The organism is Neolewinella aquimaris (assembly GCF_014197245.1).
GTDB lineage: Bacteria > Bacteroidota > Bacteroidia > Chitinophagales > Saprospiraceae > Neolewinella > Neolewinella aquimaris.
Map to the genome: position 1 here is coordinate 187480 of NZ_JACIFF010000007.1, position 15162 is coordinate 202641.

Here is a 15162-nt window from a genome sequence, read left to right on the forward strand (position 1 = left end):
TTATTGGGGGCGCGCAAAGATAATATGGTCGCACCGGCTTTGTTCGTAGATTTCCTACTTTGGCGCAATGACCGACCGTATGAAGACGGGCAGGCGCGGAGAAGCGTTGGCACGGACCTATCTGCTGGACAAGGGCTACCTCGTCGAGGCCGTAAACTACCGCTACCGGCGTACCGAGATCGATATCGTGGCGAAACACGGCGATGTACTGGTATTCGTAGAGGTCAAGACCCGTACTTCCCTGGCGTTCGGTCATCCGAGTATCTTCTTTAAGCGGGAGCAGCAGCGCAGGATCAGCAGGGCCGCCTCGATGTACATGGAGGAAACCGGCTACGACTGGGAAATTCGCTTTGACCTGATCGCGATCTACCTGAAATCACCCGAAGCGTACCAACTCGATCATTACGAGGACGTTTTTTTTCCCGGTCTGCACTGAACGTCAGATCTGTGCCCGTCCCTTTAACTCCAGGTACTTTTCGATCACCTGACCGGTAAGCGCCTCGGGTCGGGTGAAGATCACTTGTACACCGTTTTGCCGCAGCCGCGCCGCCATCAACTGTCGCTCCTGTAGGTAACGGCGCACCGTATGCTTCTGGTAAACTGTCTTTACGTCGCTCGTAGGTGTTCGGAGCAGTTGCGTCACTTCGGTGTTTTCAAAGAGCACTACCACCAGGGTATGATCGCGCCCGATGCGCCGCAGTGCGGGTAGTACCCGATCGAGCGCGTAGTTGCTTTCAAAATTCGTGAACAACAACAGCAGACTCCGCCCCGGCAAAAAACGCCGGCTGGCGTAGTACAGCAATTCATAATCACTTTCTCCCTCCCGCTCACGCTGACGGTAGAGCGTATCGAGCACGGTACGCAACTGGTCGGAGCGGTTATCCGCCGGAAGGATGTCCCCAAGCTTATCCGAAAAAGTAAGAAGCCCTGCCCGATCGCCGCGCTGAAGAATGACGTTGGTCAGAGCCAATGAGGCGTTGATGGCATAATCTAGCAGGCTAAGACCGTTGAACGGCATCAGCATGGTACGGCCCTTGTCGATCACGGAGTAAATGCGTTGTGCCCGCTCGGTTTCGTACTGGTTCACCATCACCTCCCCCTTTCTGGCCGTTGCCTTCCAGTTGACGCTGCGCAGGTCGTCGCCCCGAACATACTCCTTAATGCTGTCGAATGCGTAGCTCCGGGATACCGGGCGTGGCCGACGACGCCCCTCGCTGGGTACCGAGGCACGGTGCCCCAGGCTGAACCGCTTCATCTGGATGATACTCGGGTAAACGGCCACCGACTGCCCGTGGGAAATTTCTCTCCTCCGCTCTACCAGGCCTAGTTTGCTGCGTACGAAGAGGTTGAGGTTGCCGAAGTCATAGCGCCCCCGGGACAGTGGACGCACCCCATATCCGACCGTTCGTTTCTGCCCCGCGGGCAGCATCAGCTGGATCCTGTGGTCCCGTACCTGGAGTTCCGCAGGCAGTTCGTCCGTAATGGTTAGGTCAAGATTTGCCGTACCCTCATTGTGGATCAACAGCAGCACCTGCATCTCGTCACCGAGGGAAAACACCTCGGGAGGGCGGCGCACCGCCGACACCCGACCGGATCGTCCGTAAAGCATCACCGTATCGACAACGGTCAGGATCAGCAGCACGGCAAGCGTGGCTACCGCCAGCCAGAAGGCGAGCGGCTTCCAGAATCCGGCAGCGGATAGTACCACCACCAAACCGAGCCCCACGAAGAACCGGTTGCCCAGGTAGATAAAGCGTAGGTGTGTCGCAATGGCGCGCATTCGCTCGTACATGGAGAGCAAGCTAAACTAAATTGGTAGAATAGCGCGTTCTTACGCCACAAACCTACCGCTTGCGACACCCCCTTCTCATCCTTCTTTTCTTAGCTGCCCTGTTATCGGGCTGTAGCTCGTTTCGTCCGGTGTCAACGGTGAGAAACCCATCGCGCGCATCGGGCACCACGGAGACGGTCGAAGCCCGTCCGCACAGGGAGAAGCCGGCCGCTAAGCCAGTCGCCCGTAAAGCGACGCCACCGGTGCTTACGGGGTCCACGGCGGCGGTCAGGGGTAAATTGATCACCGAAGCCGAACGGTTCATCGGCGTCCGTTACAAGTACGGAGGCAACAACCCGCGGGAAGGCTTCGACTGCTCCGGTTTCGTTAAGTACCTTTACAACGACCAGGGACTGGACATTCACCGCGTGTCCCGTGATCAGGCCCGCCAGGGTACCCAGATCAATGCCTCCGCGGCAAAGCCCGGCGACCTGGTGTTCTACCGCAGGGGAGCCAACCAACCCGTCTTTCACGTTTCCATGGTGGTAGCTACCGGCCCCGGTGAGATCTGGGTGATCCATCCTACCAGCAGCCGCGGCGTCATTCGCGAAAATATCCTGGCCTCCTCCTACTGGAAACCGAAGATTTACACGATCCGCACCCTTATTCAGTAGGCCTATCCCCCACCCTTCCGGGGCGGAATGTTCTTTCCTTTCTTACTGATCCGGCTTTCGTTCCCGTACCCCTGTTTCAGTTCGCGCTGTCGCATGGGCATTCCATCGATTAGTTCCAGTAGCACCGATACCGGGGTGATGGTATTTCTGGCACGGTACTTTTCGGTGCCATCCAGTCCGACCAGCACGAGTTCCAGTTGGTAGGGTGCCGCGCTGAAGTAGTCGTAGTAATGGGCGGAGGCGCTTTCCCCCAGGAACATGCCGGAATTTTCCCGCTCCCCGTTCGGCGTTGCCATCACGATCTGCACCTGTCGCTCGTCCAGCTCTTCTACCCTGGCCCGCAGTAGCTCGTACTGCTCCACGAAGAGGGGGTCGTCCATCGCGGGGGTGAACAGTACGACCACCCGCGATTTCCACCGGAAGTCTTCCGGGCTCTGGGCACCCGCAAGTTCGGGAAGGACCGTCAATAATATAAGGGGGAGTAACAGTTTCATGTTACTGAAACACAGCGGATTAATTCGATGTTCCGGCAACAGCGACCAGGAGACCGCGGAAGCTTTCGGGTGCTCCGTAGAGGGCATCCTGGTAGGTCGTCGCCCGCAACCGCAGGTTCCACGGCAGATCGTCGCGCAGCTCCAATTCTACCGTAATGTTCCCGAACTTTTGATCGAGTCCCCCCCGCTCTATCGTGCCGGAATGGCGCTGGTGACGGGTGCGCGGTTTGAGGTAGTGGCGCTCCTGGGTCTCCACCCAATCCGGGCGACTGAACACCCGGCGGTCGCTGATCTGGGTGCGGTAGTTCAACTCCAGTATGCGCTCCTTGAGGTAGTGAAAGAAGTGATGGATCTCCGCTTTACTGTAGTGCGTCTGGTGAAAATGTATCACAAACCCCTTGCTGCTGGGCGTATCGAGGAAGCTTACCGAATTATCGGTCCGGCCGGTGGTCCGGAACTGTGCGTACTGGTCGATCAGCCAGTCGAACAACCGACGACGGGCCAGCGTCTTTTTCCAGCGTTCGTAGCTTTCCAACTCTTCGGGGTCCCGCTCGATGACCTCGTGCACCACCGGATCCGTAGGACCGCTTTGCTCGGCGGCGTCGAATAGGGCGCTTATTTTTTGCCAGAAATTGGACATTTGAATCTATTTGAAGCGAGTGAGTTCACCGCGGTACCGCAACTCCCGCTCTTCGGTATAACCGAACTCGGCGTGGGGCAGCAGGCGGTTCAGGGTTTTGGTCACGAGCAACAGTTGGTCGGGATGGAGGCTGAAGTCGTTCATTTCACCGTTCGCCTCCACCAGATAAAGCGTGGCGCTGCGCATCAGGTTCAGGCCGAAGGGCATTCGTTCGGTCACCAGCCCGTACACCCACACGATCCGTGTGGGCTCCTCGCGCAGCAATTCACGCCAGGCCGCGGCGGGTTGCTCGCCCAACAGTCGGTACATCCAGTAAACACCCAGCGTAGCCACCAGCGCGCCGAGAAAGGGAAAGACCGCGGAATGGGGCAGGGACAACGCACTTACGGCCAGCCCGGCTACCACGGCACCAACCGCCAGCAGTTGCTTGGTGCGGTGTTCCCGCTCCATGCTTTCCCATAGCGGGACCAGGCCGGGATGCCGTATGATTCTATCGTCCGATTGCACATTGTCTATATCTAGAAAACGTGATTGTGGTTTAGGTCACGGGCTCATTTTTACATTCGCCATATAAACAAGAGGTTGGCACAATGCGCTTAACTGATAAGCTACCTGCCTCAGACCAAATGCCCGCCGATAATTTAATTCAGCCATACGCCCGTGTCGTCGTTGTGCATGCAACGACCCTCCACATTTGCGCGCACAGCAACAACCTTCCCAATCGTTGGGGCGGGGACGCGGGTGCAACGAAAAAAAAGGCAGCAGCAAACCTGTGGGTTGACCTTCCCGTCACCTCCCTCTTTTCCCAGGCTACGGTCGATCGCATCCGCGCAGTAGCGGATCTGCCGTACCCCCCTCCGATCAACTTAGGCCCCGACGACCCCCTGGGTCTGAGCAACCAGCAAATCCTGGTGTTTCGCACGAACGAACACCTTGTCCTGGAAATAGAGCCACGCCTACCGCCAAAGGACTGGCAGATGAGCCTACTCGAAACCACGGAATTGCTCAGCAGAACTGAATCCGTGGTGGACGTGCTGGCAGTTGGAAGTCGGGCGATTTATAAGACACTCGGCGTCGATCGCGTGCTCGCGTATCAGTTTGAGGAGGGTTCCGAAGATGGAGTCGTCAGACACACCCACGGCAACGGCAGCCTGCCCTCGCTACTCGGCATACGCTTCCGGTCGGATGATTTTCCCGAAGAAGCCTTTCGCCTGCACGCCCGGGAAACCGTCATGGCCTATACCACTTCCGATCGTGCGCCGGTAGGTTTTTGTGGCGATCTGGGAGATGCCGCCCACTGCATCAACTACGTACTGGGTTGTCGTACAATCTACCCGCCTGCGGAGAGTTTCGTACGAGAATCCGGCCTCTCTACCCAGATTTCCGTCATGCTTACCATTCACGGAAAGCCCTGGGGAGTATTCTCCTGCCAGGCACGGGATGCCGTATACCTCGATTACCAGCACCGCACCTTCGTCCACCTGCTGGGCAACCAGGTCAGCCGGGAACTGACCAGCCAGATACACGATCAGGCTCGCCAGCGCGTCCTGGACGCGGACCATCTGCGCGCCCGGATTCGCGACAACATTAGCCGCGCTCCGAACCTGGTCCGGGGCTTAACTCATTCGGAACCGTCGCTGCTTGAATACGTCCCGGACACGGGGGGCATTGCAATACTCATCGAAGATCGGATCATTCAACTCGGTCAGACTCCGGGGGAGCCACGCATCCGGCTGCTGATGGACTGGGCGGCCAGCAACCTGAAGGACTACGATGTTTTTTACACCGACCACCTCGCAGCACACTACGCTCCGGGCGAAGACTTCCGTGACTCCGCCTCCGGAGTATTCCTGGCTCCCCTCAACCAACGCCGCACGGAGTGGATGGTCTGGTTCCGTCCCGAACGGGTCGGAAAAGTAACCTACGGTAGCCGTGATCAAAAAGGACCAAAAAAGAAAGGGCAGTGGTTCAAAACTACCGTGGAGACCCGGACCGGATTCAGTTTGCCGTGGACGGAGGAACAGGTTGCCGACATTCGTGAGCTCCACGCCTTCATACGGGATGTCGTCATCGAGCGGTATTCAGAGCTGATGCGCATCAACCGTCAGCTGCAGGTGGCTTACGATGAGTTGGAAGCCTTCAGCTACACGGTCAGCCACGATCTCCGGGCTCCCTTACGGGGCATCGACGGGTTTGCCGAGATCCTCATGGAGGATTACGGACCGAAGCTGAAGGACGATGCCAAGGACCTCATCCAGACCATACAGCTCAATGCGGCCAGAATGAACCAGTTCATCTCCGATATTCTGGAACTGAGTCGGGTAGGACGGGCAAATCTGGTCGTGAACGACTGCGACGTAGCTCAACTCGTCCGTACGGCAATGCAGGAACTGAACCGGGAGTCAGGAAAGTCTGTCGATATTAAGCTGCACGAGCCCCTCCCCCCCATGCGCGGAGACCGCCAGCAGTTGGCGTTGGTATTCAAGCACCTTCTCAGCAATGCCTTCAAGTACAGTTCAAAGCAGGCCACCAGTACGGTAGAGGTCGGGTACAGTGCCAGCAATTCATTCGGCGACGGGGAGTTCTATATTTCGGATAACGGAATTGGGATCAACGAGGACCACCACCAGCGCGTATTTGGCATGTTCAACCGACTGGTTAGTGCAGAGGATTACTCCGGGAGTGGAGTGGGATTGGCGGTGGTGCGCCGAATCATCCGTCGGCACAACGGCGAGGTTAGAATTGAGAGTAAACCGGGAAGTGGAGCTACCTTTTTCTTCTACACCAACTTGCCGGCAGACAAGTCCGATCAAACATTCTGACCAATTTTGTCGTTTCCTAGGAAATTCTTTTTTGCACTGTCAATTTGTTTCCCTTTCCTACATTTACCGTTCTAATCCCTAACTACCATCATGTACGCTAACAAAATCCTACTTGCCGAGGATGATACGACCGATGCGGAATTCTTCCAACGCGCGCTTAGCCGTCTAGAATCCCCTCCGGAACTCATTTGGTGCAAGAGTGGTACGGAGGCATACCAGGGTCTGACGCAACACAGTGATCCGGCAACGCTCCCGCGATTGGCTATCCTGGACATCAAAATGCCCGGAATGAACGGCCTTGAGCTGTTGGAAAAAATCAAGTCCGACGAACGGACCAAGAATATGCCCGTCATCATTATGTCGAGCAGCGACGAGCCACAGGATATTTCCCGGGCCTACGATTGCGGTGCCAACGGATACCTGGTCAAACCAAACCGTTTTCAGGATTTGCGCGATCTGGTAGGATCCATACACCATTTTTGGATCAAAACCAATCGGTTAAAGCCCGTTCACGACTGATCTAGCGGGACCTTCATCTTATGCTGTACCTTGTACAGCTTCACAAACTAGTAGATGCATCTTCAAAACGACCCTGTAGCGAACTCGGTCAGGGAAGTTTACCCCTACAGGGTCGACCTGGAAAATTGTGAAAACGAACCGCTCCGCCACATTCGGGTAGTGCAATCATTTGCCTGTCTCATTGCCGTCGATTCCGATACTTTGATTGTGCGGCACGTGAGCGAAAACACGGACCGCTTTCTTGGTTTGCACTGGGAAGAAATCATAGATCGCCCCCTATCTTCCATTTTCAACCGCGACCTGACCGAGCAATTGTCGATAGGGTTGGGCCGTGAGAATGGGTTCGAATCGCTTAATCCCATTCAGACCCTATTTACGGTCAACGGTCAGCAGTTGCTGAAGAACGTTATCGTGCACCGCGAAGGCAACCGTCTTCTCCTTGAAATAGAAAATTCGGCAGACGACTTCAGAACCTCCGGCTATCAGCAAATTCTTGCCCGGGCTGTAGCGCGCATTCAGAATATAAATAACCACAACCGGCTGTTCACCGAAACGGCGGCGATCCTACGGCAGCTTACGGGTTACGACCGGGTGATGGTCTACCGCTTTGACAAGAACTACAATGGTGAGGTAATCGCCGAATCGCTTAATAAGGATAAGAACCTGGAGCCCTTTCACGGGCTGTTCTATCCCCATACTGATATTCCTAAGCAGGCCCGTGAACTGTACCTTAAGAATCGGGTACGCCTGATCTCGGATATTACCGTTCCCCCCTCCAACATCCGATCCAGTCCCCAGGCCGAGGAGAAGTACCTAGACCTTAGTATGGCGGGAAGCAGGGGCGTGTCTCCCATTCACCTCGAATACTTAGGCTATATGGGAGTCAATAACTCCCTCAGCGTGGCCATCATTTTGGGTGACAAGTTATGGGGCCTCTTCGCACTGCATCATTATTCACCCAAGACGGTCGACTACGGCCTGCGCAACCTGCTGCTCTTTCTCGGGCAGATCTTCAGTGGGCACCTGTCTATGCAGGCTGCCGGAAGCTACCGTGAAAAAACGCTTACCCGCAATCTGGTTCGCCTTGCCCTGGGTGAGCACATCTCGAAGACGCGGGATATTTTTACCGGCCTCACCGAAGGGAGCTACACCCTCATGAACATCTTTGCGGAAACCAGTGGTGCCGCCATCAGTTTCGAAGGGCGGGTCGAAACTATGGGAGAAACTCCTCCAACGGACGCAATTCAAAAACTGACCAACTGGGTCACCAATAACGGAGTTGACCACGACAGTTTAATCTATACCAGCGACTCAATCGGTAAGGAATACAAACCCTTTCAGTCTTACTGCGACTACGCCGCCGGCGTACTGATCATTTACCTGAATCCCGATCATGCAGACTGGATCTGCTGGTTCCGCCCGGGGCTGTCCCGCAAGATCACCTGGGGTGGTAAGCCGGAGAAAGAACTCATCGTATCGGAACAGGGTACCCGCCGGCTCGGTCCGCGCCGCAGCTTTGAGCGCTACGTCGAGACGGTGGACGGCTGTAGTGCACCCTGGGACCAGGGGGAGATCGACACGGCCTACACCCTCCGCATTACGATCATCAACAGCATGATCCAGCACTACTCGGAGGTGAAGCAGACCAACGAACGGTTAAAGAAGGCCTACGAGGACTTGGAGACCTTCAGCTACACAGTATCCCACGATTTACGGGCGCCGCTGCGCGCCATCAATGGGTACGCCGAAATCCTGGAGGAGGAATACGGCCAGCGTATGGACGACGAGGCCCGTACCCTAATCGGAGGAATTCAGCGGGGTGTAGACCAGATGAACACCTTCATTACCGACATTCTCGAGTTGAGCCGGGTAGGTACCGGAGGCCTCAAGTTATCGCCCGTGGACGTATCTCCCCTGGCGAATGAAATCGTCGCCGAATTGCGCCCACTGTATGCGCGTACGCCTGATTTGGAGATTCGGGTGGTTAAAGACCTTCCTCCGGTAGTAGCCGATCGTCGCCTGCTGCGGCAGCTCTACACTAACCTGGTCTCTAATGCCCTAAAGTATATGGAACCTACGGAAGATGGACGATTTGCCGTCGAGATAGGTTGTCGGCCACCGACTGGTTCCGGACCGTTAGTCTATACGGTCAGCAATTCCGGCTCCGGCATTGAAGAAGAGTACCTCGAAACGATCTTTCAAATGTTCAGCCGCCTGTCGTCCAATTCCCAAACCGAGGGTACGGGGGTAGGGCTGGCCATTGTGGAAAGGATCACAAGTCGCCATAACGGCAAGGTCTGGGTAACCAACGACGGCCTGGGGGTGACCTTCAATTTCTACCTTAGTCCGGAAAATGCCAATGATTACGTCACTTCAGGTAAAGACTGGCCTTTTCTGAAACCGGCTTAGTCGTCTAACATTCTGATGTCCACATTGTAGGGCCGGTAGCGGCTGATCTCCCTATATTTCGGGATGAATTCTTTGCTTCGAAAATTGCGCGCCGCTACCCGTCCACTGCACACGGAACTGGAAAACGTATCGTGGGGGGGCAAGATTATGGACGGCACCCTCACTGAACCGGAGTACGCCAAGCTGATCGACTGGCAACGGCGGGTCCACGAATCTCTCGAGCATCAGGTGATGGGATTTTCAGCCGGAGACTACCGATACCGCCCCCGATTTACATTATCTACTCCGAAGAGTGAGTCCACACCGGACCGAGCCACCGCTATAGGTATCCTATACGTTCTGGAGGGCGCCAGTCTGGGCGGCAGCGTCATCTACCGAAAATTGATCTCAAACCCTCGCCTCACGGCGTGCGCCCCCTTTGACTTTTACCGGGAGCAATCCGAATGGGGGTTAGCACAATGGCGCAAGTATCTCGCCAGCCTGGACGGCCTTCACCTTTCGGAAGGAGAAATCGATCGGGCCGTGGAGGCTGCGGTTGCCACTTTCCGGAAGTTCCTGGTTGAATGGCGTGCACAGTCGGTATAGTATCCTACTTTTGCCCCATGCCAACCATCTACCAGCTTAACACCTGCAATACCTGCCAGCGGATCATCGCTGAGTTGGGGGAGCAGGCGGACCTTGAGGTCGTCAACATCAAGGAACAGGCTCTCACACCAGCACAGCTGGACCGCCTGGCCGAACTAGCCGGAAGCTACGAAGCGCTCTTCAGCCGACGGGCCATGAAATACCGCAATATGGGGCTCGCCGATCGAAAACTAACCGAAGCTGATTACCGCAACCTTATCCTCCAGGAATACACATTTCTGAAACGCCCCGTCACGGTTGTAGACGATCGCATCTTCGTCGGTAGTGCCAAAAAGACCGTCGCGGCAGCAAAAGCAGCCCTGAATGCGTGATCCCGACAGAGAGGAAATAACCCGGTACTTCCGCAGTCTTCAGGATTCCATCTGTCAGCGTTTAGCGGCGGCCGACGGTGGAACGTTCACGGAAGACAGTTGGGACCGCCCCGGTGGCGGTGGCGGCCGGGCCCGGGTGCTGCTGGGCAACCACATCGAAAAGGGAGGGGTCAACTTCAGTGCGGTACACGGCGAGCTTCCGCCCGCCGCCGCGGCCAGCTTGCACACCGACCCGGAAGAAACCTCCTTCTACGCGACCGGCGTGAGTATCGTACTCCACCCCCGCAACGTGCACGTTCCCATCATTCACATGAACGTCCGCTACTTCGAACTCGACGGAGGTAGGTACTGGTTCGGTGGAGGCATAGACCTCACTCCCCACTACGTGGACCGCGACCAAGCCGGTTGGTTTCACCGCGAATTACGCAGCACCTGCGACCGCGCCGATCCCCACTACTACAGCCGGTTCAAAAAGTGGGCGGACGACTACTTCTTTATTCCGCACCGAGACGAGACGCGGGGTGTCGGTGGCATATTTTTCGACCGCCTGGAACCGGTGGCGGAAAAAAAGACCAAGCGGGAGCTCTTCGACTTTACTGCGTCGGTGGGGGAAACCTTCGCGCCGACCTACCTGGAACTGCTGGACCGAAACAAGGATAAGCCCTACACCGAAGCGCAAAGGCGCTGGCAGGAACTTCGTCGGGGAAGGTATGTGGAATTTAACCTGGTCTGGGACCGGGGCACCAAATTCGGCCTCACCACCAACGGCCGTACCGAGAGCATCCTGATGAGCCTCCCTCCGCTGGCCGGTTGGACGTACGACTACCAACCGCAGGCGGGAAGCGCCGAGGCGGAAACCCTGGGCTTACTGCGCAAAGGAATCGACTGGTGAGCACCTTTGACCCCTTCCGTAACCGTCTGCGAAAGATGGCGCGTCACTACGACAAGTGGGCGCGCAGGCAGCAGTTGGAGGCTTACCGCATTTACGACGCCGACCTGGACGAGTTTCCCGTCACAATCGACCGGTACGCCGACAAGCTATACGTGGCCATATACGATCGTGGCGAGCAGGACCTAACGGAACAGTACCGCGCGCACATCACGGAGGTGCTGGCCGTACCTCAGGAAGCGGTCTACTTTAGGATCAGGCAGCGGCAGTCCGGCAGCAACCAGTACGAAAAGCTGGCTACGGAGCGGACGGAGTTTCCCGTCGTGGAATACGGCCGGAAGTTCCTCGTTAACCTTAGCGATTATCTCGATACCGGTCTCTTTCTCGATCACCGGGCGACCCGTCGGATGGTCGGGGAGCAATCCGCCGGCAAACGGGTCCTCAACCTCTTTGCCTATACCTGTTCGTTTGGGGTGTACGCGGCTACGGCCGGGGCCAGTCGGGTCGATAACCTCGACCTTAGCAACACCTACCTCGACTGGGGGCGGCGGAACTTCGTGCTAAATGGCGTCGATCCGGACCGTCACGGATTCGTTCGCGCCGATGCCCTACAGTGGCTAGATCGGCCAGTGGTGGACCGCTACGACCTTATTGTCCTGGATCCACCGACCTTTTCCAACTCGAAAATGATGGTCGACGTACTCGATACCCAGCGCGACCACGTGCAGCTCATCGAGGGATGTCTGGCCCGACTACTTCCCGGAGGTCAGCTTTACTTCAGTACCAACTACCGCAAGTTTAAACTGCAGGAAGGGGAAATTTCCGCTGATGCCCGAGAAGTTACCGCCCAGACGCTCCCCCCGGACTTCAGGAAAAAGAACCTGCACCGGTGCTGGCGCTTCAGTAAGTGATCCCCTACTGGTAGTGGCTAAGGAACCACTCCTCATACCCCTCGAAGGAGCGGGCCTTGAGAATTTCGCGGTAATTGGTTTGGGATACGGGAAAGATCCGGTACACTTCCTCACTATCGGCCAGAAATTCAGCGGCGTTTTTTCGTGATATCTCGTAGTAATCCTGTGCTTCCCGGCCGGTCTTGAAGCGCCGCATGACCAGGACCGGCGTCTCGTTGTCGCGACCGATAAATATCGGTGTTGAGCGGAGGCGGTCGAGTTTGTTGTACTTCTGGTTGTATTCTTCAAGTTCCACCTTGAGTTGATTCAGTGGTGCACTGGGATTATCGAAAACGACAAGGACGTAGTGGATTTCGTCCATACTTTCCTTAAAACTGGAGGCACCGGCCGTCGGTACCCGTCCGGGCAGGCGGGCTCCCCCTTCTCCCAGCAGCCGGAGAATCTCGCGGGCGCGAATCTGCTCCGGTGTACCCTCGTGTTGGGCCACTACCTGTTGTAAAGCGGTCACGTAGGCGGCGCGGCCCTGGAGTTTGCCACTGGCCATTGCGCGCAGCAGTTCGTATCGGGCCCGGAGGGGATGGCTATCGGGCAGGCCGGGGAGTGCGGCCGCGATGAGTTGCTCGGTTCTCTGGTAATCTTGACGCTCAAATGCAGCATAGGCCGCTTCGTATGCGCGGGTGCGACGTCCCTCTTCCCCGACGAGTTCGGCGGCGTAATTGGGATCGTTGGCCAGACGGGCAAACTTGCTGCCCTGGTACTTGCGATTCAGCTCGCCGGCGTAGCGCTGGGCCTCCGAACCATTACCCGCCTGCTTATGGAGCAGGTAGAGGTAATACCAGCTTTCGGCTTCGTGTTCCGAACCGGGGTAGCGGGCGTTGAGCTGGGTAAAGGCCTCGATCGCACGCGGGTTGTTTTCGAGGCGATCGCGGTACTCCCGTCCCAGGGTAAAGTAGGCCCTTGCGAGATCGGCCCGCGTAGTAGTTTGCGACGGTTCGTCGAGGGGAATTCCCTCAAGTATGGCGTTGATCTCATCTTCGGTAGCCAACTGGACGTCGCGGCGACTCGGATCTCCCGGAGCCAGATTATCTCCTTCGGCGGTGAAAAGACTGGCATCGGTACGGTTGCTGCGGCGCCAGTTGTCCTCCAGCGCCCGGTCTCCCCAGCGGCGGGAAAAGTCACGCCCTCCCCTCCGGATCGCCTGATTGTCGTAGCCCCAGAAGCTACTGCCGGACATGGAAGTGGCGGCGGTGGCCGCATTGGCAACCGGTAGGCTGCCCTGGGTGGCGGGTGTGCTGAAGTTGGCGGCTGAGTTGGTAGCGCGCCGGAGTTCGAAGACCTCCTCCGCCCAACTGCGCCGTTCGGCTTCCGGTAGGGTGCCGATGCGGAGCAGGCTATCCTTCAGCGTGATTTCCTGGAGGCTACCGGCAACACCCGTAAGACGGTCCCGGCGATCCGTTGTTTCGACGAAGCGGCTATCGGCCGGTCCCATTACTTGTAGGGTACTGTCGTAGTAGAGTTTCGATCCGAGGTAGTCGCCTTCCTCGTACGCCAGGTCGCCCAGCAGCTGGTAGGCTTCCACCCGGGTGGCACCACCGCCGCTGGGACTATCGAGCGCGCGGCGCAGGTACTCGGCTCCGGCGGGTTGATCTCCATCCCGAAGAGCAATGCTCGCCATTGAGTAAAGGATCTGACTTTCGTAGTCGCGGTTCTTTTCCTCCCTGACCATACGCTCGAGTTCGCTTAGGGCGTCGGCCGAGCTACCACTACCGCTCAGGTAGGCGTTCTGGGCCATACTGATGCGGGCGCCGAGTTCGAATTCGTAGGCGGGTTTGCTGGCAACTACCTCGCGGAAGGCATCGAGGGCTGAACCGGGTTGGTTGAGTTCCTGGTACAGCTGACCGGCGATGTAGTAGTACCGGGCTTTCTCGTTGCGCTCTACGGCTACGTCGGCGGCGGCTTCGAGGTAGGGAATGGCTTCCTCCAGGCGTTCCTGTTCGAGGTAGAGGTAAGCCTGGACCGCAATGGCCTTACGGCGGACATCGGCATACGTACCGCGGTCGTTGCGCAGGTCTTCGAGAATGATCTGGGCGCGGTCGAAATTGTCCCGCTTGACGAGCGTCCAGGCCAGCCACAGGCGACTTTCCTGGTAGGCCGGCCGGTGTTTGAGGAGGTAACTCCCCGATTTTTTGCCGTACTCCCCTCCCGCCGCATCGGCCTCGTTGCGGTTGCTGAAGATGGAAATCATGCCGACCGGACCTTCCTCCATTTCCGGATCTACCGCATCGGCGATTTCTTCCGGCTCATTGTCGAGGCCTTCGATGCGGGCGGTATCGACGGTGGTTTTGGTGGGGAGGCGGATGCCCTTCTTGCGGGCACGAATTTTGGCTTTGCGTTCGCGGTCGCGTTCCTTTTGGGCGGCCTTGGCTTCCTTCTGTCGTTGTTTGATGGTCCGCTCGCGTTCCCGTTGGGCGTCGCGGCGTGCCTTCAGGCGGTCGCGGCGACTCTGGGTCTGACTGGTAGCTATTTCGCGGCGACTCTCGAATTCTTCCTCCGTTTCGTCGGCCTTGCCCTTCTTCCCCTTTTTGCGTTCGGGCCGTGGTCGAAACTCGTTGACGGTAAAATTGAGGGTACGCTCGGCGCCTTCGTAGTCCTGTTTGAGCAGCTGCGCCTGTCCTACCAGCAGGTAGCTGTCGTCGGTCCAGTTGCTATAGGGGTGCTTCTTGACTACGATGGCCACTTTTTCGATCGCCCGATCGAGCTCTTCGGCAACGACGCTGGGATTGTCTACGGCCAGGAAGGGAAACATCTCCAGGCGCTGGTTGTAATTGTCGGTGTGCTGCTCGTCGAGGACGACGAGGCTCTCGTCCATGATCTCACGGGCGTTGAAGTAGCCGTTGAAGTGAGCGTTCATGTTGTGCCACGCCCGGGCTACGATGCCCTGGTCTTCGCGGCTCTTCGTGGACGAACAGCCGGCGAGCACCAACTGCAGGGCCAATAATAGCAGGAAAAGCTGCGTTGTCTTCTTCAAAATCCGTTTGTTCTTTATGTCTGCCGTGTCTTCCCCGGCGATTTCGGGC

Annotated in this window: 14 protein-coding genes; 9 read left to right on the forward strand and 5 right to left on the reverse strand. The window is 57.3% G+C overall.

The window, feature by feature from the left end; all coding sequences use genetic code 11:
• Positions 1-67 precede the first annotated feature (67 nt).
• Positions 68-436, forward strand: coding sequence for a YraN family protein (locus tag GGR28_RS13950; protein WP_183496421.1), 369 nt, complete (start codon positions 68-70; stop codon positions 434-436).
• 3 nt (positions 437-439) lie between these two features.
• On the opposite strand, the gene GGR28_RS13955 is transcribed toward GGR28_RS13950, so the two are convergent.
• Positions 440-1792 carry a DUF58 domain-containing protein gene (locus tag GGR28_RS13955; protein ID WP_183496422.1) on the reverse strand — a complete coding sequence of 451 codons (1353 nt, stop codon included), beginning with the start codon at positions 1790-1792 and terminating at the stop codon, positions 440-442.
• 59 nt (positions 1793-1851) lie between these two features.
• Here GGR28_RS13955 and GGR28_RS13960 point away from each other — a divergent pair, with 59 nt between their 5' ends.
• Entirely contained in the window at positions 1852-2445 is a 594-nt protein-coding gene (locus GGR28_RS13960) for a C40 family peptidase (RefSeq protein WP_183496423.1), read from the forward strand.
• Between the two features lie 2 nt (positions 2446-2447).
• On the opposite strand, the gene GGR28_RS13965 is transcribed toward GGR28_RS13960, so the two are convergent.
• The 3 genes from GGR28_RS13965 to GGR28_RS13975 are packed head-to-tail and all read right to left on the reverse strand — an operon-like array spanning position 2448 to position 4086.
• Entirely contained in the window at positions 2448-2939 is a 492-nt protein-coding gene (locus GGR28_RS13965; protein WP_183496424.1) for a DUF4174 domain-containing protein, read from the reverse strand.
• Positions 2940-2958: 19 nt separating this feature from the next.
• Positions 2959-3579 (reverse strand): hypothetical protein, encoded by a 621-nt coding sequence (locus GGR28_RS13970; protein ID WP_183496425.1) that lies wholly within the window; start codon positions 3577-3579, stop codon positions 2959-2961.
• A 6-nt stretch (positions 3580-3585) separates the two neighbouring features.
• Positions 3586-4086 (reverse strand): hypothetical protein, encoded by a 501-nt coding sequence (locus GGR28_RS13975; protein ID WP_183496426.1) that lies wholly within the window; start codon positions 4084-4086, stop codon positions 3586-3588.
• A gap of 119 nt (positions 4087-4205) precedes the next feature.
• Between GGR28_RS13975 and GGR28_RS13980 the strand changes: the two genes are divergently transcribed.
• The 7 genes from GGR28_RS13980 to GGR28_RS14010 all read left to right on the forward strand — a co-directional run bounded on the left by GGR28_RS13980 (position 4206) and on the right by GGR28_RS14010 (position 12085).
• Positions 4206-6401 carry a sensor histidine kinase gene (locus GGR28_RS13980; RefSeq protein WP_246416750.1) on the forward strand — a complete coding sequence of 732 codons (2196 nt, stop codon included), beginning with the start codon at positions 4206-4208 and terminating at the stop codon, positions 6399-6401.
• Between the two features lie 90 nt (positions 6402-6491).
• Positions 6492-6920, forward strand: a complete 429-nt coding sequence (locus tag GGR28_RS13985; RefSeq protein WP_183496428.1) for a response regulator — start codon at positions 6492-6494, stop codon at positions 6918-6920.
• A gap of 54 nt (positions 6921-6974) precedes the next feature.
• A complete protein-coding gene (locus GGR28_RS13990; protein ID WP_183496429.1) occupies positions 6975-9329 on the forward strand; it encodes an ATP-binding protein in 2355 nt (784 codons plus the stop codon).
• 63 nt (positions 9330-9392) lie between these two features.
• A complete protein-coding gene (locus GGR28_RS13995; RefSeq protein ID WP_183496430.1) occupies positions 9393-9914 on the forward strand; it encodes a biliverdin-producing heme oxygenase in 522 nt (173 codons plus the stop codon).
• Between the two features lie 17 nt (positions 9915-9931).
• A complete protein-coding gene (locus GGR28_RS14000; RefSeq protein WP_183496431.1) occupies positions 9932-10285 on the forward strand; it encodes an arsenate reductase family protein in 354 nt (117 codons plus the stop codon).
• On the forward strand, positions 10278-11177 hold the full coding sequence (hemF, locus tag GGR28_RS14005; RefSeq protein WP_183496432.1) for an oxygen-dependent coproporphyrinogen oxidase: 900 nt from the start codon (positions 10278-10280) through the stop codon (positions 11175-11177). The genes GGR28_RS14000 and hemF overlap by 8 nt, the downstream gene beginning before the upstream one ends.
• 35 nt (positions 11178-11212) lie before the next feature.
• Positions 11213-12085 (forward strand): class I SAM-dependent methyltransferase, encoded by an 873-nt coding sequence (locus GGR28_RS14010; RefSeq protein ID WP_221233897.1) that lies wholly within the window; start codon positions 11213-11215, stop codon positions 12083-12085.
• Between the two features lie 4 nt (positions 12086-12089).
• Here GGR28_RS14010 and porW read toward each other — a convergent pair whose 3' ends face one another.
• Positions 12090-15113 (reverse strand): type IX secretion system periplasmic lipoprotein PorW/SprE, encoded by a 3024-nt coding sequence (gene porW / locus GGR28_RS14015; protein ID WP_183496434.1) that lies wholly within the window; start codon positions 15111-15113, stop codon positions 12090-12092.
• Positions 15114-15162: the final 49 nt, after the last annotated feature.

Coding starts and splice junctions, on each gene's coding strand:
- hemF (WP_183496432.1), top strand. CDS start 10,278: ATGCGTGATCCCGACAGAGAGGAAATAACCCGGTACTTCCGCAGTCTT.
- GGR28_RS13970 (WP_183496425.1), bottom strand. CDS start 3,579: ATGTCCAATTTCTGGCAAAAAATAAGCGCCCTATTCGACGCCGCCGAG.
- GGR28_RS13985 (WP_183496428.1), top strand. CDS start 6,492: ATGTACGCTAACAAAATCCTACTTGCCGAGGATGATACGACCGATGCG.
- GGR28_RS14000 (WP_183496431.1), top strand. CDS start 9,932: ATGCCAACCATCTACCAGCTTAACACCTGCAATACCTGCCAGCGGATC.
- GGR28_RS13995 (WP_183496430.1), top strand. CDS start 9,393: ATGAATTCTTTGCTTCGAAAATTGCGCGCCGCTACCCGTCCACTGCAC.
- GGR28_RS13990 (WP_183496429.1), top strand. CDS start 6,975: ATGCATCTTCAAAACGACCCTGTAGCGAACTCGGTCAGGGAAGTTTAC.
- GGR28_RS13950 (WP_183496421.1), top strand. CDS start 68: ATGACCGACCGTATGAAGACGGGCAGGCGCGGAGAAGCGTTGGCACGG.
- GGR28_RS14010 (WP_221233897.1), top strand. CDS start 11,213: ATGGCGCGTCACTACGACAAGTGGGCGCGCAGGCAGCAGTTGGAGGCT.
- GGR28_RS13965 (WP_183496424.1), bottom strand. CDS start 2,939: ATGAAACTGTTACTCCCCCTTATATTATTGACGGTCCTTCCCGAACTT.
- GGR28_RS13955 (WP_183496422.1), bottom strand. CDS start 1,792: ATGTACGAGCGAATGCGCGCCATTGCGACACACCTACGCTTTATCTAC.
- GGR28_RS13980 (WP_246416750.1), top strand. CDS start 4,206: ATGCCCGCCGATAATTTAATTCAGCCATACGCCCGTGTCGTCGTTGTG.